Below are 26,270 nucleotides of genomic sequence, written 5' to 3' on the forward strand. Positions count from 1 at the left end.
ATGATCGAGGTCAACGGCATCCGGACGCATTACCAGCGCACGGCGGCCAAGAACGTGGCCGACGGGACGACACCGCCGCTGATCGTGTTCGTGCACGGTCTCGCGATCGACAGTCTCGCGAGCTTCTATCTCTGGCTCGCCGCTCCCGCGGCGAACGCCGGGATGGAGGGGCTGTTCTACGACTTGCGTGGACACGGCCGGACCGCCCGGCCCGCCGACCCCTACCGGCTTGCCGATTTCGTCGCCGATCTCGACGCGTTGCTGACCGCGCTGGACATCGACGTGCCGGTGCATCTGGTGGGCAGCAGCTTCGGCGGCACCGTCGCGTTCAGCTACGCCGCCGAGCACCCCGAGCGGGTCGCGAGCATCGTCTCCCTCGACACCGGGCCCGCGACGGAAACCTGGGCCCGCCACACACGCGCCGCGTTGCGCGCGCTGGTGGACGACGCGGCGGAGAACATCTCGCGGCTGGGCGTGGACGGAACCTTCGCCTGGATCGCCGAGCACGAAGATCTGCGCGCGGCCAGGATGTTCAAGGCGGCGCACGGGCTGATGGCCGGCACCACGGTGCTGGACGACATCTTCGCGGGCCCGCTGCTCGAAGCCGGGGAGCTGCGGGACATCCGCTGCCCTGTCCTGTCCATTGTGGGCAGCGACGGCTTCCACCGGGACGACCTGACCATGCTGGACCGGGTTCTGCCGCGGTGCCGCACCGAAGTCGTGCAGGGGGGCAGTCATTTTCTCCTGACCGGTATGCCCGGCACGGTCCGGGGTCTCGTGCTGGACTGGGTCCGCGAGCGGCATCAGGTGCCCGCATGACGCGATTCCTCTTCGTGGTGCCCCATTTCGCCGGGCACATCGTGCCGCTGGTCGGCGTCGCCGCGGAACTGGGCGGACGGGGACACGAGGTCGCCTGGGCCGGCGACCGCGACGTGATCACGGCGTTGGCGGGTGACGACGCGGAGGTCTTTCCGTGCGCGCGGCCGGCCGCCGAGCCACCCGCGTGGCCGGACCGCATGGCCGGCCTCGCGGCGCTGAAGTTCGTCTGGGAGCAGGTGCTCGTGCCGATCGCCGAGGCGATGGAACCGGGGGTTCGGGCCGCCGTCGGCGCGTTCGAACCCGACTTTCTGGTGGTCGATCAGCACGCATTGGCGGGCGCGCTGGTGGCCGACCGGCTGGGAATACCGTGGGCCACCTCGGCGAGCACCTCCGCCGAGCTCGGAAATCCGCTGGCCGCGCTACCGAAGGTCGAGCAGTGGATCCAGGAGCGGATGCGCGGCCTCCAGCGACGCTTCGGCGATCCACGGATCGGCGAGGACCTGCGGTTCTCGCCCGATCTCGTGCTGGCCTTCACCACGCCGGAACTGTGCGGGGTGCTGTCGCGCCCGAACGTGGCGTTCGTCGGCGCGTCCGTCACGAGCCGTCCCGCTCGCGACGACTTCCCGTGGCACCTGCTCGATCCCGGGCGGCGCCTCGTGCTGGTGACGCTGGGGACGGTCAGCTCCGGACCACGGTTCCTCGCCGAATGCGTGCGGACACTCCAGGCGAGAAGGGACCGGATCCAGGCGGTGATCGCCGATCCGGACGGGTCGGTGGCCGGCGCACCGCCCGATCTGATCGTGCGGCCCCGGGTCCCCCTGCTGGCGTTGCTCGGCAAGGCGAGCACGATCGTGTGCCACGCGGGCCACAACACGGTGTGCGAGGCGATGGAGCATGCCGTACCGGTCGTCGTCGCGCCGATCCGCGACGGCCAGCCGATCGTGGCCAGGCAGGTGGCGCGTGCCGGGGTCGGGGTGGAGTTGCCGTTCTTCCGTGCCACCGCCGACCGGATCGGGGCCGCGATCGACACCGTCCTCGACGACGCGTCCTTCCGGGAGCGAGCAGCCGCGGTCCGCGCATCCTTCCGGCGGGCAGGGGGCGCCTGCGCCGCGGCCGATCATCTCGAAAAGCTTGCGGACGCGATGCGGTCAGGCGCGGGGAAACCGCACTGAGACGCGGGCGGGATGCCGCGTCGCCCACGTGGCCGGGATCCCGTGGTGCTGCGGCGGCCAGGCGTACACGATGATGTTGAGGTCGCGGTCGAGCTGTGCCATCAGCCGCTCGACGAAGCCGGTCGTCTGCTTGTGGTCGAACGGGCCGCGCTGGGCTTGGAAGTACACCACGCTGCGGTTGGTGACGGCGAGCAGCACGTTGACGTCGCCGAAGTAGTCGCGGAAGCCGGTGAGCAGGTTCTGCTTGCCTGCGACGGGGCCGCGCCGGGGATCGGCCGGCGCGTGCGGCCTGGTCCACGCCAGCCAGAGTGTCTCGGCGTGCGGCAGCCATTCCGCCCCGGTCCCGCCGCGCGCAGGCGCGACCGACGTGACCCGGCCCCGCATCAGTTCCACGAGCCGGTGCTCCTCGATCAGGCCCCACCGCAGCAGGTACTGGCTCACGGTCGCGGGGCTGATCCGGATGCCGAAGCTGCGCTCCACCAGGTCCGCGATCGCGAGCCGCGTCCACAGCGCGTGGGGCAGCCCGTGCCGGTCGGGTGTGCCCTCCACAATGGCTTGAATGGCGCACGCCTGTTGCTTGGGGGAGAGCGCGAGCTGCTCACCGGGTCGCCGGCCCCGCCGCTTCGGGCGCAGCGCATCCTCGCCCGATTCCTCGTAGGCGGCGACCCACGCGCTGACGGTCTTACGGGACACGCCGAACAGGCGGGCCACCTCGGCTCGCGTGGCCCCGGCCGCGATGGCCGCGATCGCTCTCCGCCGGAGCGCCTCCAGCGCCTCGGCGGAAAGACTGCGAGCGTCACGCGTTGCCATGTTCAAGCCCCAAATCCTGGCGTGGTCGCCCTCCGCGCCGCGTACAGCGAGGTGAACGAATGGTCACCGATGGCCGGGTTGGGGCGAGATTTCCGTAATGCGGGGGTAACGGCCGAGGGAGCAGCGCCGCGTCCGCACAGCCGGATGAGTCCAAAGTAGACATGAGTTGCCCCGATCGGTTGGCGGCCGGAAACCGCGACCTGGGCAATACTCCGGGCAAAGGTGACCGAGGGGTGAAGTAACCATTGAATACGCATTAAGAGGAGCACCGGAGAAACCTTCACGTTGGTGATTTCCGAAGCGGCCGGAGCAAGGATCGGCGACCTCTCGATAAATGTATCGCGACCGCGGTGAAAACCAAGATCGACTGGCGAAAATGTCACCGCAGGTCAGGCGTGCCGGCGAGTCGAATTTGTCACTCCGGCGAGTGAGTAACCTATTTGCGTCGGCGGCCCTGGGGTTCCGCTGAAGCGCCTTGGGAGTGTCGTCATGGCGCCGCTTCCGCCGCCAAATCGGCTCAATTCGGTCATAATGTGATTAATGGGCTGAAAGCTGCTCATAGAGGGCATTTGGTATGACCAGGTGTTCTGTCGGCTGATAAGCTTCTGGAATTGCCACGTCCGGCAATGGGAATTATTTAATATCAGCCCTTCTTCGATGAATATATACGCAATTAATCACTGCCGGGAAATGATTCGAATGAAGGCCTTTTAATCTTCTCGAAACGTCGTTTCCCATGCCGTTAACGGACGGCGTGATTCACTTTTGACCGTCCTGCCGACCCGGGCGGACATTCATCGTCGGCGGAGGCGGCGGGGGCCCGAAATGCAATTCGGATGCCGCCGTTTATTGGTTGTATGTCCGTTTTTTCGGAAGCAAGTCGGTCCGGACGGGCGCCGACGGCGATGGAAAGTACAGGAGAAGGGAAACTCATGTCCGTAACCGCTCCTCCGGGAGCTCGACGGAGGCGCCGGCTCAAAGCGTTGGTCACCGTGGCCCTCGCTGCGGTCGGTGCGTCCACGGCGGCCGCCATACCGGCCGCGGCACAACCACCGACGCCGGTCGGGGTCGGCCCGCTGCCGATCACTTTCCACATCACCGACCAGAACGGGAAGTGGTTCGACTCCGGGCTGAACCTCTTCGGCGACCAGTCGCTGGCCGTCGGCGTCCTGCCACGGCTGGGTATCAGCGGCGGCGGGATGATGAGCGCGGCGGACACGCAGCGCATGTTGAACACCGACACCGGTAACACCCTGACCAACCTGGTGAAGGGCGTGACCGACAAGGTGCCGACGCTGGGCAGCCTGGGCACCAGCCTGTGGAAGGCGCTCAACCTGGACAGCACGCTGTCGGCGGTGCAGCAGCTCGGGACGAACAACCCGAAGGCCGCGGCTCCGGCGATGAAGGCGACGAGCCTGCTGAACGACCTGGTCAACCAGCTCTCGTCACTGCCGGTCGACCAGCCGATCAACCTCGGGGCGCTGTCGTCCTTCGTGCAGCTGCAGGACACGCTCAACAGCTTGAAGGTGCTCGCGCCGGTGTCCGCGCCGGTGACGGTCAACTTCACGGTCGACCCGGCCGAGTCACAGGGACCCCGCGACCCGTTCGGGCTGATCGCCCCGGTCGGCGCGCAGGGCTTCCCGTGGATGCAGAGCGAGAACTACTACGGCACGCGCACGATCCAGCTCACCCAGCCGGGTCTGTACGCGTTCGCCGACGGCATGGTGCCCTACGAGCTGGGTGCGGTCGTGGTCCACGACCCGCTCACGATCGGCCTGGAGTTCGGCAAGTCGCTGCAGGTCAACTCGCGCAACCTGGTGGTGCCGTCCAATTCGGACATCGTCAACCGGCTGGTGAACACCTTCTTCAACATCACCAACCCGAACAACTGGCAGCACTTCGAAAAGGACAAGGAAAGCTCCTTCGACCCGACGGACCCGCCGGTGCCGATCCTGGAGAACGACGCCGCCGGTAACGCCGTGCTGGTGCCCAACCTGGACGCCTACTTCGACAAGAAGTTCGGCTTCCCGAAGACGCTCGTCAAGGGTGACCAGCTCCCGGCCACCCCGGGTGTCGGCGAGGTCTGGCTCGACACGCAGATGGAGGAGTGGAACGGCAAGGACAAGACCGGTTCCGCTACCAAGATCAACGCCACCGACTGGTCGATCGACCGGAAGATCGGCGCGCCGTACATCGACATGAACAACCCGCACAACATGTGGACCGACAAGGACTACAAGTACCTCTACCAGTCCGAGTGGTTCCACGACGTGGTCGACGTGTTCGACCGCAACACGGGTGCGTTCGTCCGGCAGCTCAAGGTCGGTACCGAACCGGCGCACGTCATGACCGAGACCGGCAGCGACAACCTCGTGATCGGCCTCAACGGCGGTAACGAGATGGTCGAGGCGGCCCCGGGCGCTACCAGCGTCATCCGCAAGATCCCGGTCAGCCCGACCGGTACCACCTTGCACCCGCACGCGCACTGGACCAGCGGTGACGGCAAGACGGTGGTCGCGCCCGACACCGAGAGCGGTCAGGTTTCGGTGGTCGACATGCCTTCGGGCACCGTCAACCTCGAACCGGTCGGCCAGTTCCCGATCGCGATGAGCATGACGCCGGACGGAGGCAGGTTCTACAGCGCGGACTTCCTCGGTGAGTCGCTGACGTGCGTCTCGCTGGGTGCCCCGCAATGTCACAAGGACGGAAAGTTGGTGCACAGCTCGACGATCGACCTGTGGGCGAACTACAGCCCGCAGGACGGTCCGAAGTCCGGTGCTCCCTTCGGAGGTCTGACGATCCAGCTGCCGGTCAGCCCCGACGGTCACGCCATGATCGCGGAGAACGTGCTTTCGCAGACGCTCACGATCGTCGACCCGAGGACCGACAAGATCGTCAAGGACATCCCGTGTGCGGCCGGCTGTCACGGTGCCAACTTCGGTGCCAAGAAGGGCGGCGGCTACTACGCCTACGTGTCCAGCAAGTTCGCCAACGTGATGCAGATCATCGATCTGGATCCCAACAACGACGGCGACATCAGTGACGCGAAGGAGGTCGGCCGGCTGGTCCTCGACCCGACCGCGACGACCAAGATGGACGGTTCCGTCTCCGGTGAGGCGGGCTACGGCGGGCAGGGCGTACTGCCCATCCCGCTGGTCTACAACGGCTGGGTTCAGCAGAACCAGGGCGCCTGGCGCCAGATGCTGACCTGCCAGCAGCTCAACCCCATCACCCCGTCCGCCTGCGGCAAGTAACACATCGCGGTCCGGGGCCGGGCACCAGCCCGGCCCCGGACCGTGGTCCCCGAGGAGCCTCCCATGCCCAACCGCCCCCAACGTCTCGTCCGCGCCGTGACCGTGTTGCTGACCGCCGCGATCGGCGTGCTGCTGGTGGCTCCGCCCGCAATGGCGCGAGTGGACATCGTGCCCGACCACGCGACCGGCGGCGATACCGAGACATTCGCCTTCCGGCTGGCCAACGAGCGGCAGGACACCACGAGCACCAAGCTCGAACTCGTCTTCCCGCAGGACCCGCCGATCGCCTACGCCCAGATCGACCCGTTTCCCGGCTGGACCATGAGCATCACCCCCCGGCCCTTGAATCCGCCGGTGAAGGTGGGCGACCACGTTGTCGATCAGGTCGTCGGCTCGATCGTGATCCAGGGTGGTGCCGTTCCGCCGCACCAGTTCAAGCAGTTCCAGATCACGCTGGGCCCGCTCCCGCGTGACGGGCGGCTGGTCTTCCAGTCGATCCAGACCTTCGCCAACGGTGATGTCGAGCGCCTGACCACGCCGCCGACTCCCGGCCAGACCACACCGGCAGCCCCGGTGATCACCATCGGCTCCGACACCGGTGCCGCCGCGGCGGCACCGCAGTCGGCCGCCGCGAACCAGGGTGACGCGCCTTCCGCCCTGGCGATTCCCGGCGACAGCAACGAAACCGCGTCCAGCGTCAGCAGCAGCGCCCTGCCGCTGACGCTGCTGTGGGTCGCGCTCGGGCTCGCCATCCTCATCATCGCCGCCGTCGCCTTCCGGGCCCGTAAACGCAGCCGGACGGTGACGCCCACGGACGCCGGTGACATCGAAGAGGCGCAGGACATCGAGGCGGAAGAGGTGAGCAACCGATGACCTTGCTCAAGGATCCCGCGCGCAGCGCGCTTCCTCGCGAGCACCGGCCGCCGACGCGTCGGCTCGTGGCCTTCCTCGTCCTGATCGCGGCGTGCTGGGCGACGCTGCTCGCCACCGCGCCGTCGCCGACGAGTGCGCCGGTGCTGAGGACGATCTCGCCCGGCAACAACGAGATCGTCAAGTCTCCCGACCAGGTCGTGCTGACCTTCGACAAGCCGGTTCCCGCGGGGCTGGCCACGCTGCGCATCCTCGATCCGGACGGCAACCAGATCGTCTTCGAACGGCCGGTGAACCCCCCAGGGCATCCGGAGCAGATCTCCGTGCCGATGCCGAGTCAGCGCTTCGAAGGTGTCTACGCCGTGGCGTGGACACTGCCGTCCCGCTCGCTCGAGCCTATCGGCGGCACCTCCACGTTCTTCGTGCACTCGCCCGTCGCGGCGCAGGCGATGCCGGAAATCCAGACCACGCACGACACGACCCTGGCCATCTTCATCACCGTCGCCCGGTTCGCCGCCCTCGCCGCGCTGGTGCTGCTCGTCGGCGCGGCGTTCTTCGTCGCGGTGATCTGGCCCGGCGGTGCCGAGCGGCGATCCGTGCGCAGGCTCGTCGTCGGCGCGTGGGCCGGGCTCGTCGTGGCCACGGCAGGCGTTTTCGTGTCCTTCGGGCCCTACGCGGCCTGGGCACCGCTCGGTGGTGCCTTCGATCCACGCCTGCTGTCCGGCACATTCGAGTCGGAGGCGGGCCGCGCGTTGCTCAGCCGGTTGTACGTGCTGATCCCCGCCACGCTGGGGCTTGCCCAGCTGATGACCGCGCCGCCTCCCGAGACCGTGCGCGAACGCTGGTGGCGTGGCGCGGCGGTGCTCGGCTGCGCGACCGCGGTGGCCGCCACCTGGAGCCTGCCCAGCGATCCGACGCCGCTCGCCCTCACCGTGGACACCGCGCTGCTCACCACGATAGCCGTGGCGGTCGGCGGGCTCGCGACGCTCGGGCTGTGCCGCGGCACCGACAACTCGGTGGTGTCGCGGTTCTCGTGGACCGCGGCGGTGTGTGCCGGGCTGCTGGTGGCCGTCGCCGGGTACTTCGCCGTGCGGCACGGTTTTCCCGCGAATTCCTACGGGTGGATGCTGGCCGGCACGCTCACCTTCGCGGTGCTTCTCGTCGTGGTGTGCCTGCTCGCCCGCCGGTGGCTCCGTACACGGGAGACGACACGATCGCGGAATCGGGACCTCGGCAGGCTTCGCCGGCCAGTCCTCGCCGTCACCGGTGCGGCCACACTGATCCTGGCCGCCACCGCGACGCTCGTGGTCACGCAGGCGCCGCACAGTGCGCACGCCCAGGAACCGGTGAGCCTGCCGCGATCCGTTCGTGAACAGCTGCCGCCGTCGCGGGTCGACTTCGACACCGGCAGCCCCGCCGGACAGGGATCGCTCGACTTCGTGCTCATCCTGACCAACGGCGGGCAGAACCGGGCACACGTCGACCTGCACATGTCGGTACTCGATGGCCACGACGCGACGAAGGACGACATGGCGCTGTCCGCGGTGTTCAGCCGCCCGGACCACAGCGCACCGCCGGTTCCGGTGCCGGTGAGCCGGGTGGCCGCCGGATATTCGACCGGCTCCACCACCATCCCCGGCCGCGGCCGGTGGGACCTCGCGCTGACCCTGCGCGCCACCGACGGAAGCCAGCAAACGCTCACTCAGGCGATCGACGCCAGCTGAGGCAGCCGGGCGTTGTCCGCCCCAGAGCGAGGAGTCGTCTTGTCCACGTTCACCACCGACGGTTCCCGAACCAGACGGAGGCAGAAGCCGCAGGCCCGGCCGGGAACCGCCGTACAACTACTCGCGCGGCGGCTGCATTTCGTGGCCGGGATCGTGGTCGCGCCGTTTCTCGCGGTGCTGTGCCTGACCGGGCTCATCTACGATTTCAGCCCGGAAATCCACGACAGCCTCTATCACGAGGACCTGTACGTGGCTGCGCACCACGGCGCGCCACACCCGCTGGCCGAGCAGATCCACGTGGCGCTGACCGCGCATCCCGAGGCGACGGTGGAACAGGTCATCCCGCCGCCCGACCCGCAACGCACCACCCGCGTCGTGCTTTCCGTGCCGGGCCAGAGCGACGTCCAGCGAACGGTTTACGTCGATCCCTACAGCGACTACATCAACGGTGATCTGATCACCGTCGACAACCGCCTGCCCGCGAACACCTGGTTGCGCAAGTTCCACAGCAACCTGCACCTCGGTGAGCCCGGGCGGTGGTACGCCGAACTCGGCGCGACGTGGCTGCCGCTGCTGGCATTGGGTGGTGTGCTCATCTGGCTCATGCAACCGCGCCGCCGGATGCGCGTGCGTGAACTGTTCGTGCCCAGCCTGAGCGGGAAAACGGGATGGGCGCGCGTGCGGGCCTTGCACGGCACGCTCGGGCTGTGGCTGACGGTGGGCCTGCTCGTCACGGCCGTCACCGGCCTTGCCATGTCCCAGTTCGCGGGCGGCCGGGCCAACGAGTCGGTCGATCCGATCCATCTTCGCGCGCCGACGCTCGTCGCGGCTGCGGTGTCCGTGCCGCCGAACGTCGCGCCGGTCGGCATCGACCGCGTGGTGGCCGTCGCCCACGGTCAAGGGCTCACCGGTGAGCTGATCGTGACTCCACCCGCGACACCGAGTAAGCCTTACACGGTCGTCGAAATGGGCGAGGGGCTGCCGATTCACCGCGACGCCGTGGCGATCGACCCTTACACCGCGCACGTCACCGAACGGATCGGCTGGGGTGACTACTCCCTGCCGGCCAAACTCACCGCGCTGGCCACGCAGTTCCACACCGGGACGCTGTTCGGGCTCGCCAACCAGATCGTCATCGCCCTGATCGCCGCCGCCACCTTCGTGCTGGTCGCGCTCGGCTATCGCATGTGGTGGATCCACAACCCCTACCGGCGCCGGTGGGCCGCACTGCCGCAGCCGGTGTGGCGGCAGTTGCCCCCGTGGGCGCTCGGCGTGGCCCTGCTCGGCATCGCCGTACTCGCCAGGGTGCTGCCGGTCTTCGGTGCCAGTCTGGCGGTGTTCGTGGTGATCGACAGCCTCGTCACCGTCCTCGTGCGACGCTCCCGGCGCGCGTCGCATTGATAGTCCGAAGTGGACGACCAACGAATTGAAGCGGGGCCCAGCGGGCGTTCCGCCCGTCCGCTGGACCCCGCGAAGACCCTGGTTTGTTCAGGGTTTCCCCAGTATATACGAAAATGCGGCGGAAAGCCGAGTGAAATCTTCGAAATGGTTCACTCGACAAATAGGACAGTATTCGCAATTGCGGACTATCAAGGCTTTCGTGTCGAAAAAGCAGGAACGCAGCCGGTTTCCGCCGTACTCCAGCCCAGCTTGCCGAACGCGGCGATGTCGTCGTGCAGACGGGGTAGCGGCGGTTCCATGTCGATGAGTTCGAAAATGGTCACCCCGTCGAAGCCGACGGACCGCAGCGCCTCGCCGAAACGCTCGAAGTCGACCTCGCCGCGGCCGGGTGACGTGTGCGCCCACCGCGCCCGCCAGGTGTCGCTCATGTGCGCGATCCGGATGCGATGCCCTGCCGTGCGCACGCCCTCCCAGGCGTCCTCCTGGTTGATCGTGTTCGCCACGTCGTAGGCGATCCCAAGATTCCGGTGTCCGATGTGGTCGACCAAAGTGGACAGATCACGCGCGTCGCCGAGATAGCCGTAGGGGTTGGTCTCCAGCGCGATCGTCACCCCGAGCCGCTCCGCCCGCTCCAACAGAATCCCCAGCGCCTGGTCCAGCCACCACCGGCACGCCTCGTCCGGAGCGGGCGAGAGCGCGTGCCTGCGCCCCGGCATCACGATGACGACCGGCGCCTCCAGGTCGTGCGCGAGTTCGAGTTCGTCGAGGATCGCTTCCACACTCGCGCGCCGGAAGCCGTTGCCGGGGCTGATCAGGTTGATGTCGAGGAACCCCGGATTGGTCGAGGACACCGCCAGCCCGAGCGAGCGCAGCGTCCGCAGCAGCTCGTGCCGCTCGTACTTGCCGAAACCCCGCGCCTGCAGGTGCGGCGCGGCACTGGTGATCTCGACCTGCCGGAATCCGGCGTCCGCGAGATGGCCAAGCGCCTCGGTCAGCGTGGCCTGGTGCAGCCAGCTGTAGGTGGTACCGCCGAGGGCGAGCGCGGGCGCGGTCATGAGGCGACTCCTTCTCCGGCCAGTGCGGCCATGGTGCGTGCGAGCCCGTCACGCAACGGGACGCGCGGAACGAAACCGAGCCTCCGGGCGCGGCTGATGTCCAGTGCGCCCTTGCGGGCGGCGTCGACGCCGGGCGCCATCTCGATGGGCCCGTCGCCGAGGTCCACACGCCACCCCGGGCACAGCGCGGCGATCTCCCGGGCCAGCTCACGCATGTCGATCGCGTGCCCGGTGGCGACGTTGTACGCCCGGTGCTCGAGGCGTGGAGCGCGCAGTACCAGGATGATCCCGTCCACGACGTCGTCGATGTAGGTGAAATCGATACGCTGGTCGCCGCCGCGCGCGAGGGTGCTCGGCCGTCCGGCCGCCGCGTCCCCGAGCCACGTGTGCGGCAGGCGCTGCCGGGGAAAGCCGGGCCCGTAGACCCAGCACGGCCGGACCGCGACGTAGGGCAGGCCGTGCCGGTCGGCGTAGTAGCCGCCGAGCCGCTCGACCGAGTATTTCGTTATGCCGTAGGGAGAAACCGGTACCGCCGGGTCGTCCTCACCGATCGGGTCGGCGCTGAAATGCCCGTAGGTCTCCTCCGAGGACAGGTCCACCACGCGCCGCACCCCGCCGGTGCGGCACACGGCGTCGAACAGGGCGAGCGCACCGTCGACGTTGACCTCTACGGCCTTGCGTGGCCCGGCGACGCTGGCGGTGACGCCGACGACGGCGGCGGCGTGCACGACCTCGGTCACCGCGTGGTCGCGCAGCACCCGGCAGAGCAGCGTGTCGTCGGTGATGTCGCCGACGACCTCGGTCACGGCAGGCGGCACCGGCTCCGGGGCGAGGGCACGGTCGAAGCTCACGACGCGCTCCTCACGCGCCGCGAGACTCCGCACGAGCGGCCGTCCGACGAACCCGGCACCGCCGGTCACGAGCACCGTCATCCGAGCTGCTCCTTCACCGGCCGCGCCGGGGCCGGGCTCGTGGTCCGTCCGGTGTAGTCGACGGACAGGTCGCGCCGCGAGGTCTCCGGCATGGACAGGATCGCGGCCAGACTGAGCACACCGGCGAGCACGATGTAGCACGACACCAGCCAGGAAGCGCCGCCCGCGGCGATCACGAGCGCGGACGCGATCAGCGGTGCGGGACCACCGCCGACGATGTTGGACACGTTGAGCCCGAGCGCGGCACCCGTCGTGCGGTAGCGGGTCGGGAACAGCTCGGAGTTGATCGCCGCGCCCAGCCCCCACGTGGAGCTGTGCCCGACGGCCAGCGCGAGCGCGACGCCGATCCCGGTGAGCAGCACCGATCCGCTGGAGATCAGCGCGAACAGCGGGAATGCCAGCAGGATGAGGAAGACCACGCCGGCGATGTAGACGGGTTTGCGGCCGAACCGGTCGGACAGCCTGCCGAAGAACGGAATCGTGCAGATCTCGATCGCGGCGGCCACCGACACGCAGGCCAGGATGTCGCCCTTCGCGTAGTGCTGCGAGGTCACCGCGTAGCTGACCAGGAACGTCGCCGCGATGTAGAACCCGATGTCGGGCACGAACCGCAGGCCGATCGCGGTCAGCACCTGGCGCCACGAGTACTGGAACACCTCGATGATCGGGGCCTTCGGTGACATCTCCCCGGCCGCGGTCGCCCGGCGGAACTCCGGCGACTCCATGATCTTCACCCGGATGTAGAGGCCGATCGCGACCAGGATCGAGCTGCCCCAGAACGGGATCCGCCAGCCCCAGGTGCTGACGAAGTGGTCCGAGCCGAGTCCGACGAGCGCGAACGCGCCCGAGGACATCAGCAGCCCGATCGGGGAACCGGTCTGCACGAACGAGGCGAGCAGACCGCGGTTGCCCTTCGACGCGTACTCCGAGGCGAGCACCGTCGCCCCGCCCCACTCACCGCCGAGTGCCAGTCCCTGCACCAGCCGCAGGAACACCAGCAGGATCGGGGCGAGGATGCCGGCCGTGGAATAGGTGGGCAGGAAACCGATCGCGAACGTGGCGATACCCATGAGCAGCAGCGAGAACACCAGCGCCCGCTTGCGGCCGACCCGGTCGCCGACGTGGCCGAGGACGACCGCGCCGATGGGCCGCACCACGAAGCCCACGGCGAACGTCGCGAACGCCGCGAGCGTGCCGAAGACGGGGGAGAAGTTCGGGAAGAAGAGTTTGTTCAGGACCAGCGCCGCCGCGGTCCCGTAGACGAAGAAGTCGTAGTACTCGACGGCGGTGCCGACGACGCCGGAGGAGATCGCGACACGCACGGATTTGCGGTCCGGCGCGAGTACGGAGGGGTCGTTGGGGAGATTCATGATGTGTTCCGCTCTTCCGCTTCGTTGGGGATTCACGTCGAGGACCGTGGCTCAGGCCACGGACCCGGCCAGCCGGCCGAACACCATTCCGGCGATGAGGCCGGAACCGCCGGGGTAGTTGCCGCTGAACAGTCCACCGAGCGCCTCGCCCGCGGCGAACAGGCCGGGAATCGCGCTGCCGTCCTCACGCAGCACGCGTGCGTCGTCGTCGCCCTTGAGCCCGCCGAAGGTGAACGTGATGCCGCACGTGACGGGGTAGGCGTAGAACGGCGCCTTCTCGATGGGCCAGGACCAGTTGCTCTTCGGTGGCACCACGTTCGCCCGCCGGCTGTCCTTCACCGTCGGGTCGAACGTGGCCTCGCGCGCGATGGAGTCGTTGAACTCCTTGACCGTGGACACGAACGCCGTGGCGTCGACGTCGATACCGTGTGCGAGGTCTTCCAGGGTGTCGGCCCGCACGACGCTGATGCCCGGCATGTCGTACTCCTCGGTGCGCAGCATCGGCCGCAGCGTCGCGTCGTAGATCTGGTAGGCGACGGAACCGGGCTGTTTGAGGATTTCGCGCCCGTACTTGGCATAGGTGTAGTTGCGGAAATCGGCGCCCTCGTCGATGAAGCGTTTGCCCTCGGCGTTGACGACGATGCCCAGTGGGTAGCTCTGCCGGGTCAGCCGGTTGGTCAGCTCGCGGTTGCTTTCGTTGTGCTCGGCGAAGGCGTCCCACGCCACGCTGTGGCAGCTGGACCAGTCGCCGCCGCGCGCGGCACCGAGGTCGAGCGCGGCGAAGATCAGTTCGCCGGTGTTGTACGGGGTCCCGCGGACCTTCGCCTTCGCCCAGCCGGGACCGAGGTGCCGTTCGCGCATCGGGGGGTTGGCCTCGAAACCGCCGGAGGTCAGGATCACCGACTCCGTGGTCAGCTCGCCGGTCGCGCCGTCCGCTGTCTCGAACCGCACGCCGGTCACCGCGCCGTTCCCGGTGACCAGGCCGGTGACGCGGTGTCCATATCGGACGTCCACTCCTTCATGTTCGGCGATGCGGGTGTGGTCGGCGATCAGGCCGATCCCGCCGTCGACGTTGCCCACGTGCAGCCCGCCCCAGAACAGGTAGCCGCCGTCCCGTTCGTAGGCCTGGCGTTCGTACATCAGCCGGTACCGCACGCCCTTGCCGGCGAGCCAGCGGATCGTGTCCGCGCTCCGGCTCACCAGCAGCTCGGTCATCCTGGGGTCGTTGCGGCCGCCGGTGACCCTGGTCAGATCGGCGGTGAACTCCTCGGCGGAGTAGGGCGGCACGATCGTGCGGGCGTGCCGCTCGTCCGGCTCGACGAACTCGCGCAGATCGCCGAGTCCGTTGTGGACGAACCGGGTGGCGCCGGCGGTGTAGTAGCTGTTGCCGCCCGCCTCGTCGCGCGGTGCGCGTTCCAGCAGGGCCACCCGGCGCCCGCGCTCGGCGGCGGCGTGCGCCGCGGAGAAACCGGCGTTGCCGCCACCGACCACGATCACGTCGGTGTCACGGGGTTGTCGAGTCAAGATCTCCACCTTCCGGCTGTATCGGGATTTCACAGGTGCAGCAGCACTTTCGTGGCCTGGCGGGACTCCACGAGGTCCAGCGCGCGCTCGTGGTCGGCCAGCGGCACGTGATGCGTCACGATCGATTCCAGCGCCGGTGCGGCGTGCAGCCGCGTGGGCAGCGAGTCCCAAGTGGACAGGTCGTAGGCGCGGGAGCCGAGAATCGCCTGCTCGTTCCAGGCGAGCTGCGCGGAGGAGAACCGCGCGGCTTCGGCGGGCAGGCCCACACAGACGAGCCTGCCGCCGCGGCCGAGAAGTTCGGTCGCCGTGCTGACGGCGGCCGCGGTGCCCGCGGTCTCGAACACGACGTCGAACCGGCCGCGCGACGATTCGAGGGCCTCTTCCTCGGTGGCGATCTCCGCGGCACCGAGTTCACGCGCCCTCGTCAGTTGCGTGGTGTCGCCGGCGCGGCCGACGACGGTGACCTTGCGGCCGGTGAGAGCGCCGAGGGTGAGCAGGCCGACCGTGCCGGGACCGAGTATGCACACGTCGTCCCCGGGATCGAGCCGGGCCACGTCGACCGCGTGCGCGGCGACGGCGAACGGTTCTGCGAGCACGGCCAGCCGGTCCGGCAGCCCGGACGGCAGCACGGTCAGGTTGCGCGCGGGCACGAGGAATCGTTCGGCGAACACGCCGTCCACGTCGAGCCCGAGCACCCGGCGGCGGTCGCACAACATCGACCGGCCGCGCGCGCACCACGTACACCTGCCGCACGTGAGGTGCGCACTGCCCGCGACGCGGCTGCCGACCGGAACCGCCGCACCCGCGCCGGTCTCGGTCACGCGGCCGACGTATTCGTGCCCGAGTACCAAGGGAAACCTCGGCGAGTAGCCGCTGTCCGGGCCGTACGCGCCGTGGACCATGCCGAGATCGGTGTGGCACAGCCCGGCCGCGACCAGTTCGAGCTGCACCTCTTCAGGGCCCGGCCGCGGCACCTCGCGGTCGGTCCAGGCCGGTGCGGTGGCTCCGGGCGCGGTTTTGATCAGCGCCTTCACCGGGTACCTCCCGCCGGCCTGCCGAACGAGGGCTCGGGATGGGCCAGGGGCGGCAGCTCCCACGTGGCCGTCGCGGGCGGGCCGATCGCGTCGTCGACGTGCACGTCGACGACCACCGGACGGCGCATGTCGAGCGCGGTCTTGAAGGCCGAGCCGAGGTCGGCGGCGTCGGTGACGGTGAGTCCCACGCCGCCCATCGACCGGGACAGCGCCGCGAAGTCCGCCGTGTAGGGCGTGCCGCTCGCGGCGTGCTCGAAGCTCGTGGCGAGCTGGCGGTCCGCGCCGAAGTAGAGCTTCTGCTGGTCGCGAATGGACACATAGCCGCGGTTGTTCCACACCACCCAGACCGCGGGGATGTCGTACTCCACCGCCGTGGCCACGACGTTCGGGAACATCAGGAACCCGCCGTCGCCCACGACCGCGACCGACGGCCGGTCCGGCGCCGCCAGATGCGCGCCCAGCACACCGCCGACACCGAAGCCCATCGACGCGAAACCCCAGCTCTGCAGAACAGTTCTCGGCGCGTCGGTGCGCCAGTTCTGCACGATCCAGTTGTGGTGCACGCCGACGTCGCTGAGCAGGATCCCGTCGGCGGGCAGCACGTCGCGCAGTTCGGCGAGCACCCGTTCGGGCCGGATGGGGGAGGCGCCGGAGATCTCGTGCGGCTCGATGTGTTGCTGCCACTCGGCTTTCGCGCTCACCAGCTCGTCGAGCCATTCGCGTCGCCGGCGCGCGGTGCCCTCGTCCGGCGCGAAGTCCGGCAGCCGCTCGCGCAGCTGGCGCAGCACTTCCCGCGGCGAGGCGTGGATTCCGACGGTGGGCGGGAAGTTACGGCCGAGTTCGAGCGGGTCGATGTGGACGTGCACGAGTTTCGCGGGCGGGAACGAGTAGGTGTAGCCGGGCAGCCACGAACTGGTCGAGCGGTCGTCGAAGCGGGTGCCGAACGCCAGCACGAGGTCGGCGTTGCGGGTCGCGTGGTTGGCCTGGTGGGTTCCGTTGCGCCCGGTCGTGCCGAGCGCCAGTGGGTTGCCGGTGGGGAAAGCGGACTTGCCCAGCGGCGAGGTCGCGACCGGGATCCGGTGTTCCCGCGCGAAGGCCTGCAGTTCCGCGTCCGCCTCACCGGTTTCGACTCCCGAGCCCGCGACGATCACGATGCGGCCCGCCTGCTGGATCAGCGCACAGGCCGCGTCGAGTTCGGCGCGGCCCGCCGCCGGGGCGGACACGGCGCCGGTGCCCCAGGCAGCGGGGTCGGCGACCGGCTCGTCCGTGCGGTCGACGAACACGTCCAGCGGCACGTCCAGGTGCACCGGCCCGGGACGGCCGCCGCGCATCTGCGCGAACGCCTGCCGCAGCATGAGCGGCAGCTGGTCGGCCCGCGTCGCCTGGTAGCCGCGCTTCACATACGGCCGCACGACGCTGGGAAAGTCCGCCTGGAAGTGGCGGCCGGTCTCCTGGAAGGGGCCGCGGCCGAACTGGCTCGTCGGCACGTTGCCGGTGATCGCCAGGAACGCCGAATCGTCCATCAATGCCGAGCCCAGCGCGATCGGCAGGTTCGCCGAACCGGGTCCGCACGAGGTGAACGTCGCCAGCGGCTGGTGCGCGACCCGGTAGTAGGCGTCCGCGATGAACCCGGCCACCGACTCGTGGTGCACGGACAGCGTCGTGATCTCGTCCTGCCGTTCCACGAGAGCGTCCAGCAGCCCGAGGTCACCGTGCCCGCACAGGCCCACGGCGTAGGGCACCTGCTCGCGGATGAGGTGCTCGGTGATGACCTGCGCGCCAGTGAGGCCCATGGGGCGTCCTCCAGAGTGTCATGGGAGCTATTGCGCAGAACGCAATGCTTTGCATGATGCGAGATGGTAGGTAGGCTCTGGGGCACGCGTCAAGCAGTCGAAGGAGACTCGAGTGAGCACAGCGACCCGGCCGACGGGCCTGTTCGTCGACGGTGAGTGGCGGCCCCCGCGAGGGCGCATCCTGGTGCGGGACAAGTACTCCGGCGAGGTGGTCGCGGAGCTGGCGGAGGCGACGGCGGCCGACGTGAAGGACGCCGTCGCCGGTGCGTACCGCGCCTGCGCGAAGCCGCTCGGGGAGGCCGAGCGGGCCCGCATCCTCTCCGCCGTCGCCGACTCGCTGGAGGCACGGGCCGCGGACCTCGTCGAGGACTACGTGGCCGAAACCGGGTTCACGATCGCCGACGCGCGCAACGAGGTGCGCCGCGCGGTGGCGATCTACCGGCTCAGCGCACAGGAGGCGTTGCGGATCGCGGGGGAGCAGATTCCGCTCGGCGCGAGTCCCGGCGGCGAGAGCAGGCTGGCGTTCACGATCCGCGTGCCGGTCGGTGTCGTCGTGGCGATCGCGCCGTTCAACGCGCCGCTTTCGACCGTCGCGCACAAGGTCGGCCCGGCGATCGCGGCCGGGAACACCGTCGTGCTCAAACCCGCCGAGAAGACCCCGTTGAGCGCGGTCAACGTCGTGTCCGCGTTCGCCGAGGCGGGCCTGCCACCCGGATTCCTGCAGCTGGTGTGCGCGCCGGGCAAGGTCGCCGGGCCCGCGCTGCTCGACGACGATCGGGTGCGGTTCTACACGTTCACCGGGTCCACCGCGGTGGGCCGCGCCATCTCCGCCGGGGCCGGACTCGCCAGGACGCACCTGGAACTGGGCTCGAACAGCGTGTCCATTGTGGCCGATGACGCCAGGCTCGGCGACGTCGTGAACCTGGTCGCGACCGCGGGTTTCCGTAAGGCGGGCCAGGTTTGCACGAGCGTGCAACGGATTCTCGTCGCCCGCAGCCGGTTCGACGAGCTCACCTCGGCCCTGAGCGAACGCGTCGGACAGCTCCGGGCCGGGGACCCGCGCGCGCAGGACACCGACCTCGGCCCGCTGATCTCCGAGGAGGAGGCGGTGCGCGCCGCGGACTGGGTCGAGCGCGCGGCCCGGTCCGCCCGACTGCGCCAGGGCGGCGTCCGCGAGCGCGGCCTGCTCACCCCGGCGCTGCTCGCCGATCCAGCCGCCGACGCCGAGGTGCTGACCCAGGAGATCTTCGCGCCCGTCGTGTCGATCGTGCCCGTGCGCGATCTCGACGACGCCGTCGCGAAGGTCAACGAAGGCGCCTACGGGCTGCAGACCGGGGTGTTCACCCAGGACCTGGACCGCGCGATGCACGCCGCGCGCTCGCTGCGGGTCGGCGGCGTGATGGTCAACGACACCTCCAGCTACCACGCCGACGCCATGCCCTACGGCGGCGTCAAGGACAGCGGGCACGGGGTCGAGGGCCCCCGCTACGCGGTTCACGACATGACCGACCCGCGCGTCATCGTGCTCAACCTGCGCCGACCGAAGTGAGGATCTTGCCGATGCCTGAAACGGAATTCGACGTCGTCGTCGCGGGCAGCGGCGCCGCCGGGCTGACCGCCGCGCTGGCCGCGGCCACGCACGGCGCGCGCACGCTCGTCATCGAGTCGGCGAGCGAGATCGGCGGCACGAGTGCGCTCTCCGGCGGCCGCGTGTGGCTGCCCGCCAACGGCAGGCCGGAGAACGCGGGCGACTCCGAGGACAACGCCAACACCTACCTCGACCAGATCTTCGACACCCGGTACGAGCCGATGATCCGGACGTTCGTGCGGGAAGCGCGTGCGATGGCGACCTTCGTGGAGAAGAACTCGCCGCACCGGTTCGTCGTCTGCCCGAACTATCCCGACTACCACCAGGATTACGCGGGCGCGACGAAGGGCGGCCGCTGCTTCGACGTGGGGCCGATCGACCTGAACGAACTGGTGCCGCAGGTGCGGATGGTCCGGCGGCCGCCCGGCTACAGCCCCATCACGCACGCCGAGTGGGAACGGTGGCGCTACCCGGAGAACATCGATCACGCGCTGCTCGCCGCCCGGCTGGCGGACGGGGTGCGCACCGGCGGCGTCGGCCTGGTCGCCGCGTTGCTCGACGGCGCGGTACGGGCCGGGGCCACGGTGTGGACCGGCGCCGCGCTGGAGCGGGTGTTGACCGAGGACGGGCGCGTGACCGGTGTCGTCGTGGGGGAGCGGACCATCCGCGCGCCGGCTGTCGTGCTCGCCACGGGCGGTTTCGACGCCGACGACGATCTGCGCTCGCGGCTGCTGCCGTCACGGCTCGGGGTGTCGGCCTCGGCGCCCAGCGACACCGGGATCGCCCTCGCCGTCGCCGGAAAACTGGGCCTGCCGACCGACAACCTCGGCGAGGGCTGGTGGATGCCGATGGCGCAGCCGGAAGGCGACGTCGTGGACGGCGTGCCGTACCCGCGCGGCCTGGTGCGCGAGCGCGGCGCCCCGCGGCAGATCCTGGTCGACCGGCGCGGACGGCGATTCCTCGACGAAGCCCTGCCCTACAACGAGTTCGGCAAGGCGATGCACCGCCACGACGGTGTCGCGTACCTGATCTTCGACGAGGGCTTCCGCGAGCGTTACTCGCTGCCGGGCCTGACCGCGACGGGCGGACTGCCCGCACACATCGTCACCGCGGACGACCCGGCCACGCTCGCGGGCAAGATCGGCGTCGACGCGCGAGGGCTGACGGAAACGATCGAGCGCTGGAACGGTTTCTGCGCCGAGGGAACCGACCACGACTTCCACCGCGGCGACAACGCCTACGACACCTACTACGGCGACCCGTGGCAGGACGGGAACCCGTGCCTCGGCCCGCTCGACCGCCCGCCGTACTACGCGATGCGCGTGTACTCGGGCGTGATCGGCTCGAAGGGCGGACCCGTCACCGACACCAGCGGCCGCGCACTGACTCGCGACGGGAACCCGGTGCCTGGCCTGTACGCCGTGGGCAACGCGGCGGCGTTCTGGACCCGTGACGGCTATCCGGGGCCTGGTGCGACGCTCGCGGTCGGCATGACGTTCGGCTACCTCGCGGGGCTCGACGTCTCCCGCTGACGTGCCGTCAGGAACCCGTGGCCCGCGCCCCGGACTGGTCCACCCAGTCCGGGGGCGGCGGCTGCTCGGACGGCGCGGGCGGCCAGCCCTCGGGCACGGCGAGCACGCCCCGCGCGACGCTCGCGCGCCAGGCGTGCCAGCGCACCAGGCGTGCCAGCACGTTCATCCGCTCCCGGCTGAGGCGCTGCGCCGGCCCGGAGATGCTGATGCTCGCGTCGACGGTGCCTTCGGGCGAGAAGATCGGGGCCGCGATGCACCGCAGGCCCAGCTCCAGCTCCTCGTGGTCGAGGCTGGCGCCGGTGCGGCGGATACGCGCCAGCTCCTGCCGCAGCTCCGGCACCGTCTCGATGGTGTGCCGGGTGCGGGACGGCAGGCCCTGCTCCGGGTAGCGCGCGGACAGCTCGTCGTCGGACAGGCCGGCCAGCAGCGCCTTGCCCATCGAGCTGCAGTGCGCTGGCGCGACCTTGCCGACCCACGAATGCATGCGCACCGTGTGCCAGCCGTCGACCACCTGGACCGTCTTGGTGGTCGTGCCGTCGAGCACGGCGAGGTGGCCGGTTTCCCCGGTCTGCTCGACGAGTTCGGCGAGGAACGGCGTCACCACCGCGGTGAGATCCTGCCGGGACGCGGCGAGCGATCCCAGCGCGGCCAGCCGAGGGCCGAGCGTGTAGTTGCCCGCCGACGCGGCGACCAGGTAGCCGGACGACGCGAGCGTGGCGGCCAGCCGGGACGCGCTGGACTTGTGGATGCCCAGCTCGACCGCGATCTCACCGATGCCGATCACACGGCGGTCGGCGCGGAACATGTCCAGGATGTCCAGCCCACGCCGCAACGCGGTGATCACGTTCTGGCCGGAATGCGTGGCCTGCGGAAGCGGCTGGACCATAACCGGATCCTAGTGCGGCGTCGCGACCGGCGCCGATGCCTGGTCCAGCAGCGCGACGTCGTCGGCGCTCAGCCGGACCCGCGCCGCGGCGAGGATGTCGCTCAGCTGCGCGGTGTTACGCCCCGACGCGATGACGCCGCCGACCTGGGGGCGGGTGGCCAGCCACGCGAGTGCGATCGCGGCGGGCACGGTGCCGTGCCGGGCGGACACGTCGTCGAGCGCGGCGAGCACGGCGCGGCCGCGGTCGTCCAGGTATCCCGCCGCGATTCCGGCGCGCGGGCTGTCCGCCACCGGGGTGTCGTCGCGGTACTTGCCGGTGAGGAAGCCGCGGCCGAGCGAGTAGTAGGTCAGCACGCTCAGGCCGTGCTCGCGGGCGAGCGGGACGATGTCGGCCTCGATACCGCGCTCCACGAGGCTGTACTCCTTCTGGATCACCGTCGGCGCGTGCCAGCCCTCGCGCTCGGCGATCTGCAGCCAGGCGGCGATGCGGTCGGCGCTGAAGTTGGAGACGCCGATCGCGCCGATCAGCCCCTCCTCACGCACCCGCGAGAACGTGCGCGCGATCTCCTCGATCGGGCGGTCCTCGTCGTCGAAATGCGCGTAGTACAGATCCAGCGAGTCGCGGCCCAGGCGCCGCAGCGAGTCCGCGAGGGCGGCGCGGATGTTGTCGGGGGCCAGGCCCGGCCGGTGCTTGGACTGGCCCACCTTGCTCGCGATCGTGGTGCCGGCACCGTGGTCGGCGAGCCACGCGCCGAGGATGGTCTCGGATTCGCCGCCCTCGTTGCCCGGCGCCCATTGCGAGTACGAATCGGCCGTGTCGATGTGGGTGCCGCCCGCCTCCACGAAGGCGTCCAGCACCTCGAACGACGTCTCGCGGTCCGCGGTCCAGCCGAACACGTTGCCGCCCAGCACGAGCGGGAAATCGGGTTTCTGCATGATTGCATCATGCACAACCTGTTGCCTATCGTGCAATACATGGATCTGTTCGCGCCATTGTCGCTGCACTGCGGGGCCGTGCTGCCCAACCGGATCGCCAAGGCCGCCATGGAGGAGAACCTCGCCGGGCCCGGGCAGCTTCCCGATCACCGGCTGCGCAAGCTGTACCGGGCGTGGAGCCACGGCGGTGCGGGTCTGCTCATCACCGGCAACGTCATGGTGGACGCCCGCGCCGTGACCGGTCCGGCCGGGGTCGTGCTGGACGCGCGTAGCCCGCTGGAGCCGTTCCGCGCGTGGGCCGCGGCGGCTCGGTCCGGGGGAGCGGTGGCGTGGATGCAGCTCAACCACCCGGGCAGGCAGGTGCGTGCCGATCTCGGCGGCGTCGCGTGGTCGCCCTCGGGGGTGGGCATCGGCGACGGCTTCGCGGTGCCGTCGGCGATGTCCGAGGACGAGATCCGCGCGCTGACCGGGATGTTCGCCGCCTCGGCCGCCCGGGCCGTGGAGGCGGGCTTCGCCGGTGTGCAGATCCACGCCGCGCACGGGTATCTGCTCTCGCAGTTCCTCTCGCCGCTGGCGAATCGGCGCACGGACCGGTGGGGTGGCTGTCTGGAAAACCGCGCCCGGCTGCTGTTGGACGTCGTGCGAGCGGTGCGCGCGGTACTGCCCGCCGGAGCCGCGCTCGGGATCAAACTGAACACCGCGGACTTCCAGCGCGGCGGTTTCGGCCGCGAGGACGCGCTGCGAGTGGTGCGGCTGCTGGCCGATGAGCCGGTGGATCTGCTGGAGTTGTCCGGAGGAAGCGCGCAGCGACCGGTCATGCACGGCGCGGGGCTGGACGAGCGAACCCTCGCGCGCGAGGCGTACTTCCTCGACGTGGCAAGGGAAGTCCTCGCCGCCGCGCCGATGCCGGTCATGCTCACCGGCGGGATCCGCACCGCGGCGGGTGCGCGCGAAATCCTGGACGCGGGTGTCGCCGTGGTGGGGCTGGGCACGGCGCTCGCGCAACGCCCGTCGCTGCCTCGGGATTGGGTGGCGGGTCGTCCGGGTCCCGCGCCGCTGCCGCCTTCCGCGGCCCGCGACAAGGCGGCGGTTTCGGCGGCGAAGCAGGCCGCGGTGCGGCTGCTCCTGCGCCGCACCGCGGCGCGCGGCCATGCGCCGGAGGCCACAGACCCGGATGCGGCGCTCCGCCTCGACCGCAGACGGCGCGCGACCCTCGTGCCGCGGTACCGGGCCTGGCTCGAGGCGCGGACGTGACCCTCAGCCGGCGCGGTCGTAGACGGTGTGGATGGAGTAGTCCTTTTGCGGCCCCGTCACGTGCATCCGCACGGTGAACCGGTCGTTGCCGGGGAACTCGTACTGTCCCGTATAGGTGTCTTCCCCGCAGAGATGCACGTCGGACGCGGACCCGGTGCCGCCCGGCCGCAGCACGTGCAAGGTTCGTGGCGGCCCAGGGTCGGCGAAGCAGATGCGGATCCGGTCGTGTTCGAGCCGGTAGTGGTATTCCCGGTAGACCTCGAGCACCTGCCCGTTGTCGAGCGTGAAGGTGCCGTCCTCCCGGTAGTGCAGGAGCGCGGGTTCGAGCGCGCTGAACCGCGCGGTGCCGCGAACCCGCCCGATGCCGGGCAGGGTGCGGGCCAGCGTCCAGTCCCCGGCCAGGGCGGCGAACAGCCGGGAGGTGTCGTCCACAGGCGGTCAGGCTACCGCGTGATCGTCTTCGCGAGCAGATTTAACAGCCGACCTGCTGCGCGCGAGAGATGGCGTGCCCACCTGATCAGGCGTCCGCCACGTACGTCGGATCGGTCCGGTGCACCCGGGCGGTTTCGCGCATGCAATCCAGCAGTACGTCGTTGTATTTGGTGTCGGTGTTCGCCCACGCGACCCAGGTGCGCATCCAGTGCTCGGGGCGCTGGTCGTTGAGCGGAAGCCACGGCCAATCGGGAAACCATTTGCGGGCCGACGCGCTGCCGATCAGGACCGCGTCCACACCGGAGCTCTTGGCGATCAGCTCGCTGTGTTCGGAAAAGGCGCGGAACAGCCAGCCGACCTGCGTGCCGCTGGCGGCCGCGAGAGAGCGCAGGCTGATCTCTTCGCCTTTGGACGAATGTGCCATGACACGCAGGCCCGCGAGGTCGGTGACGTCGATCTCGGTCCGGTCCACCGGGAGGGTGTCCTCGCGGAAAACGCAGCCGAGGCGTTGCCGGAACAGCATTTCCGCGTGCAGCTCGGGCGGTTCGGTGTGCATCAGGCTCAGGTCGAGCAGGCCGGTGTTCAGCATCCGGCGTTGTTCCTCGCTGGTGGCCTCGACGATCGCGAACCGGATTTCCGGCGCCACCGCGGCTACCGATGCCAGGTACTGCTCGATCCATCCGTGCGGAACCCCGGAGGGCACTCCGAGATGCACGAGGTGCCCGCCGGCCGATGCGGACTGAAGCACCTCCGGGACGCGGTCGACGAGTTCGAAGATCGACAGCAGGTGGGTGCGCAGGCCTTCTCCGACGACGGTCAGTTTGGTGCCGGTCGGTGTGCGGCGCAGCAGCTTGTATCCGAGGTTCTTCTCCAGCTGCGCGATCTGCCTGCTCAGCGTGGGCTGGGTGAGGTGCAGGGCGGCCGCGGCGCGGGAGATCGAGCCGAACTCGGCCACCGCGCGGAAGTAGTCGAGCTGACGCAACTCAAACATGCCGTGATGATATGCCTTGTGGGCATGGGTACCGCCGATGATGGGCATTTGCTAAATACCCGCTGGCAGCTGACGATCTGAGGGCGCAGAAGTTTCCCGGAGAGGACCCTATGAACGCCGAGATCATCGAGCTGGCTTTCGAGCAGTTCCGCGGCGCGCCCGCGCCGTTCACGTTCGTGCTCGTCCACGGCTGGGCCCGGTCGCGTTCGGACTGGGACCCGGTCGTCGAAGGCCTGTGCGGCATCGCTCCCGCCGTCGCCGTGGACCTGCGCGGGCACGGCGCGTCCAGACAGGGGAAGGAAATGCGGCTCCCACAGGTCGCGGCCGACGTCCGTGCCCTGATCGAGCGGCTCGGGCTCACCCGCGTCGTGCTTGTCGGGCATTCCGCGGGCGGCGAGGTCGTGGCTTTCCTGGCTCGGCAGGAACCAGAGCTCGTGGCCGGTCTGGTCGTCATCGATCCGGCGTTCGGGCTTGCCGACGAAGACCACGCACGGATCGAGGCGCTCGCCGAGCGGCTGTGGCGGGAAGACCCCGTCACCGTCGCAGCCGAGCACTTCCTGAAGTCCGGGCCCAGCCCGTTGCCGCGCACCGGCGGGCCGGTATCGGCCACGCCGGAAGCGATTCGCGATCTGTTCATCGACTTCGCTTTCGCGCCGGAGAGTTTGCACTTCCAAACGCAGACCACCGCGTTCTTCGCCGGTTTTCCCGTGCCGGTTCTCGCGTTCTACCGGAACGGGGAACGCGCGCAACTTGCGCGGGAAAGCCTGCCCAACGCTGACATCCGGGTTCTGCCGGGCGGTCATTGGACGCATCACGAGTATCCCGGCGAGGTCGTGGCCGCGATCGCCGACTGGCTCCGCTGACCGAACGTTCTCGAAAGGAAAGAAAAGCAC

21 protein-coding genes are annotated in these 26,270 nt (G+C 69.7%); 10 read left to right on the forward strand and 11 right to left on the reverse strand.

Annotation, left to right across the window (positions count from 1 at the left end):
- Entirely contained in the window at window positions 1-819 is an 819-nt protein-coding gene (locus tag HFP15_RS34020; protein WP_246272284.1) for an alpha/beta fold hydrolase, read from the forward strand.
- On the forward strand, window positions 816-1,991 hold the full coding sequence (locus HFP15_RS34025; RefSeq protein ID WP_168521199.1) for a glycosyltransferase: 1,176 nt from the start codon (window positions 816-818) through the stop codon (window positions 1,989-1,991). Before HFP15_RS34020 ends, HFP15_RS34025 begins: the two co-directional genes overlap by 4 nt.
- Here the strand turns inward: HFP15_RS34025 and HFP15_RS34030 are convergent.
- Window positions 1,968-2,801: a helix-turn-helix domain-containing protein gene (locus HFP15_RS34030; RefSeq protein ID WP_168521201.1), complete on the reverse strand. Its 834-nt coding sequence runs from the start codon at window positions 2,799-2,801 to the stop codon at window positions 1,968-1,970. The two genes, HFP15_RS34025 and HFP15_RS34030, sit on opposite strands and share 24 nt — an antisense overlap.
- 992 nt (window positions 2,802-3,793) lie before the next feature.
- On the opposite strand from HFP15_RS34030, the gene HFP15_RS34035 reads away from it, so the two are divergent.
- The 4 genes from HFP15_RS34035 to HFP15_RS34050 all read left to right on the forward strand — a co-directional run bounded on the left by HFP15_RS34035 (window position 3,794) and on the right by HFP15_RS34050 (window position 10,050).
- The gene (locus HFP15_RS34035) at window positions 3,794-6,055 is read left to right on the forward strand and encodes a YncE family protein (protein ID WP_312871887.1); all 2,262 of its coding nucleotides are present in this window, start codon (window positions 3,794-3,796) and stop codon (window positions 6,053-6,055) included.
- 63 nt (window positions 6,056-6,118) lie between these two features.
- Window positions 6,119-6,928 (forward strand): DUF1775 domain-containing protein, encoded by an 810-nt coding sequence (locus HFP15_RS34040; RefSeq protein ID WP_168521204.1) that lies wholly within the window; start codon window positions 6,119-6,121, stop codon window positions 6,926-6,928.
- Window positions 6,925-8,649 carry a copper resistance CopC/CopD family protein gene (locus HFP15_RS34045; RefSeq protein ID WP_168521207.1) on the forward strand — a complete coding sequence of 575 codons (1,725 nt, stop codon included), beginning with the start codon at window positions 6,925-6,927 and terminating at the stop codon, window positions 8,647-8,649. The genes HFP15_RS34040 and HFP15_RS34045 overlap by 4 nt, the downstream gene beginning before the upstream one ends.
- 39 nt (window positions 8,650-8,688) lie before the next feature.
- Window positions 8,689-10,050 carry a PepSY-associated TM helix domain-containing protein gene (locus HFP15_RS34050; RefSeq protein WP_168521209.1) on the forward strand — a complete coding sequence of 454 codons (1,362 nt, stop codon included), beginning with the start codon at window positions 8,689-8,691 and terminating at the stop codon, window positions 10,048-10,050.
- Between the two features lie 188 nt (window positions 10,051-10,238).
- Here the strand turns inward: HFP15_RS34050 and HFP15_RS34055 are convergent, their stop codons facing one another.
- Genes HFP15_RS34055 through HFP15_RS34080 form a run of 6 tightly spaced genes read right to left on the reverse strand, consistent with a single transcriptional unit; the run spans window position 10,239 to window position 17,758 of the window.
- Window positions 10,239-11,105 (reverse strand): sugar phosphate isomerase/epimerase family protein, encoded by an 867-nt coding sequence (locus HFP15_RS34055; RefSeq protein WP_168521211.1) that lies wholly within the window; start codon window positions 11,103-11,105, stop codon window positions 10,239-10,241.
- Window positions 11,102-12,037 carry an NAD-dependent epimerase/dehydratase family protein gene (locus HFP15_RS34060; RefSeq protein WP_168521213.1) on the reverse strand — a complete coding sequence of 312 codons (936 nt, stop codon included), beginning with the start codon at window positions 12,035-12,037 and terminating at the stop codon, window positions 11,102-11,104. Before HFP15_RS34060 ends, HFP15_RS34055 begins: the two co-directional genes overlap by 4 nt.
- Window positions 12,034-13,407, reverse strand: a complete 1,374-nt coding sequence (locus HFP15_RS34065) for an MFS transporter (protein WP_168521214.1) — start codon at window positions 13,405-13,407, stop codon at window positions 12,034-12,036. The genes HFP15_RS34060 and HFP15_RS34065 overlap by 4 nt, the downstream gene beginning before the upstream one ends.
- A 51-nt stretch (window positions 13,408-13,458) precedes the next feature.
- Entirely contained in the window at window positions 13,459-14,931 is a 1,473-nt protein-coding gene (tcuA, locus tag HFP15_RS34070) for an FAD-dependent tricarballylate dehydrogenase TcuA (RefSeq protein WP_168521216.1), read from the reverse strand.
- Between the two features lie 29 nt (window positions 14,932-14,960).
- Window positions 14,961-15,965 carry a zinc-dependent alcohol dehydrogenase gene (locus HFP15_RS34075; RefSeq protein WP_168521218.1) on the reverse strand — a complete coding sequence of 335 codons (1,005 nt, stop codon included), beginning with the start codon at window positions 15,963-15,965 and terminating at the stop codon, window positions 14,961-14,963.
- Window positions 15,962-17,758, reverse strand: coding sequence for a thiamine pyrophosphate-binding protein (locus HFP15_RS34080; RefSeq protein WP_168521220.1), 1,797 nt, complete (start codon window positions 17,756-17,758; stop codon window positions 15,962-15,964). Before HFP15_RS34080 ends, HFP15_RS34075 begins: the two co-directional genes overlap by 4 nt.
- A 112-nt stretch (window positions 17,759-17,870) precedes the next feature.
- On the opposite strand from HFP15_RS34080, the gene HFP15_RS34085 reads away from it, so the two are divergent.
- Together HFP15_RS34085 and HFP15_RS34090 are read left to right on the forward strand one after the other, a co-directional pair.
- Window positions 17,871-19,307, forward strand: coding sequence for an aldehyde dehydrogenase family protein (locus HFP15_RS34085; RefSeq protein ID WP_168521222.1), 1,437 nt, complete (start codon window positions 17,871-17,873; stop codon window positions 19,305-19,307).
- Between the two features lie 11 nt (window positions 19,308-19,318).
- Window positions 19,319-20,878 carry an FAD-dependent oxidoreductase gene (locus HFP15_RS34090; RefSeq protein ID WP_168521224.1) on the forward strand — a complete coding sequence of 520 codons (1,560 nt, stop codon included), beginning with the start codon at window positions 19,319-19,321 and terminating at the stop codon, window positions 20,876-20,878.
- 7 nt (window positions 20,879-20,885) lie between these two features.
- Here HFP15_RS34090 and HFP15_RS34095 read toward each other — a convergent pair whose 3' ends face one another.
- Together HFP15_RS34095 and HFP15_RS34100 are read right to left on the reverse strand one after the other, a co-directional pair.
- Window positions 20,886-21,764, reverse strand: coding sequence for an IclR family transcriptional regulator (locus HFP15_RS34095; protein ID WP_168521226.1), 879 nt, complete (start codon window positions 21,762-21,764; stop codon window positions 20,886-20,888).
- A gap of 9 nt (window positions 21,765-21,773) precedes the next feature.
- A complete protein-coding gene (locus HFP15_RS34100; protein WP_168521228.1) occupies window positions 21,774-22,700 on the reverse strand; it encodes an aldo/keto reductase in 927 nt (308 codons plus the stop codon).
- A 39-nt stretch (window positions 22,701-22,739) separates the two neighbouring features.
- Between HFP15_RS34100 and HFP15_RS34105 the strand changes: the two genes are divergently transcribed.
- Window positions 22,740-23,954 (forward strand): NADH:flavin oxidoreductase/NADH oxidase family protein, encoded by a 1,215-nt coding sequence (locus HFP15_RS34105; RefSeq protein ID WP_168521230.1) that lies wholly within the window; start codon window positions 22,740-22,742, stop codon window positions 23,952-23,954.
- A gap of 3 nt (window positions 23,955-23,957) precedes the next feature.
- Here HFP15_RS34105 and HFP15_RS34110 read toward each other — a convergent pair whose 3' ends face one another.
- Window positions 23,958-24,386 (reverse strand): DUF6314 family protein, encoded by a 429-nt coding sequence (locus tag HFP15_RS34110; RefSeq protein WP_168521232.1) that lies wholly within the window; start codon window positions 24,384-24,386, stop codon window positions 23,958-23,960.
- An 85-nt stretch (window positions 24,387-24,471) separates the two neighbouring features.
- Complete coding sequence (locus HFP15_RS34115; RefSeq protein ID WP_168521233.1) at window positions 24,472-25,377, reverse strand: LysR family transcriptional regulator; 906 nt, start codon at window positions 25,375-25,377, stop codon at window positions 24,472-24,474.
- 110 nt (window positions 25,378-25,487) lie between these two features.
- On the opposite strand from HFP15_RS34115, the gene HFP15_RS34120 reads away from it, so the two are divergent.
- Window positions 25,488-26,240, forward strand: a complete 753-nt coding sequence (locus HFP15_RS34120) for an alpha/beta fold hydrolase (RefSeq protein WP_168521234.1) — start codon at window positions 25,488-25,490, stop codon at window positions 26,238-26,240.
- Window positions 26,241-26,270 lie beyond the last annotated feature (30 nt).

The sequence above is a fragment of the Amycolatopsis acididurans genome (assembly GCF_012328925.1).
GTDB classification, from domain to species: Bacteria; Actinomycetota; Actinomycetes; order Mycobacteriales; family Pseudonocardiaceae; genus Amycolatopsis_E; species Amycolatopsis_E acididurans.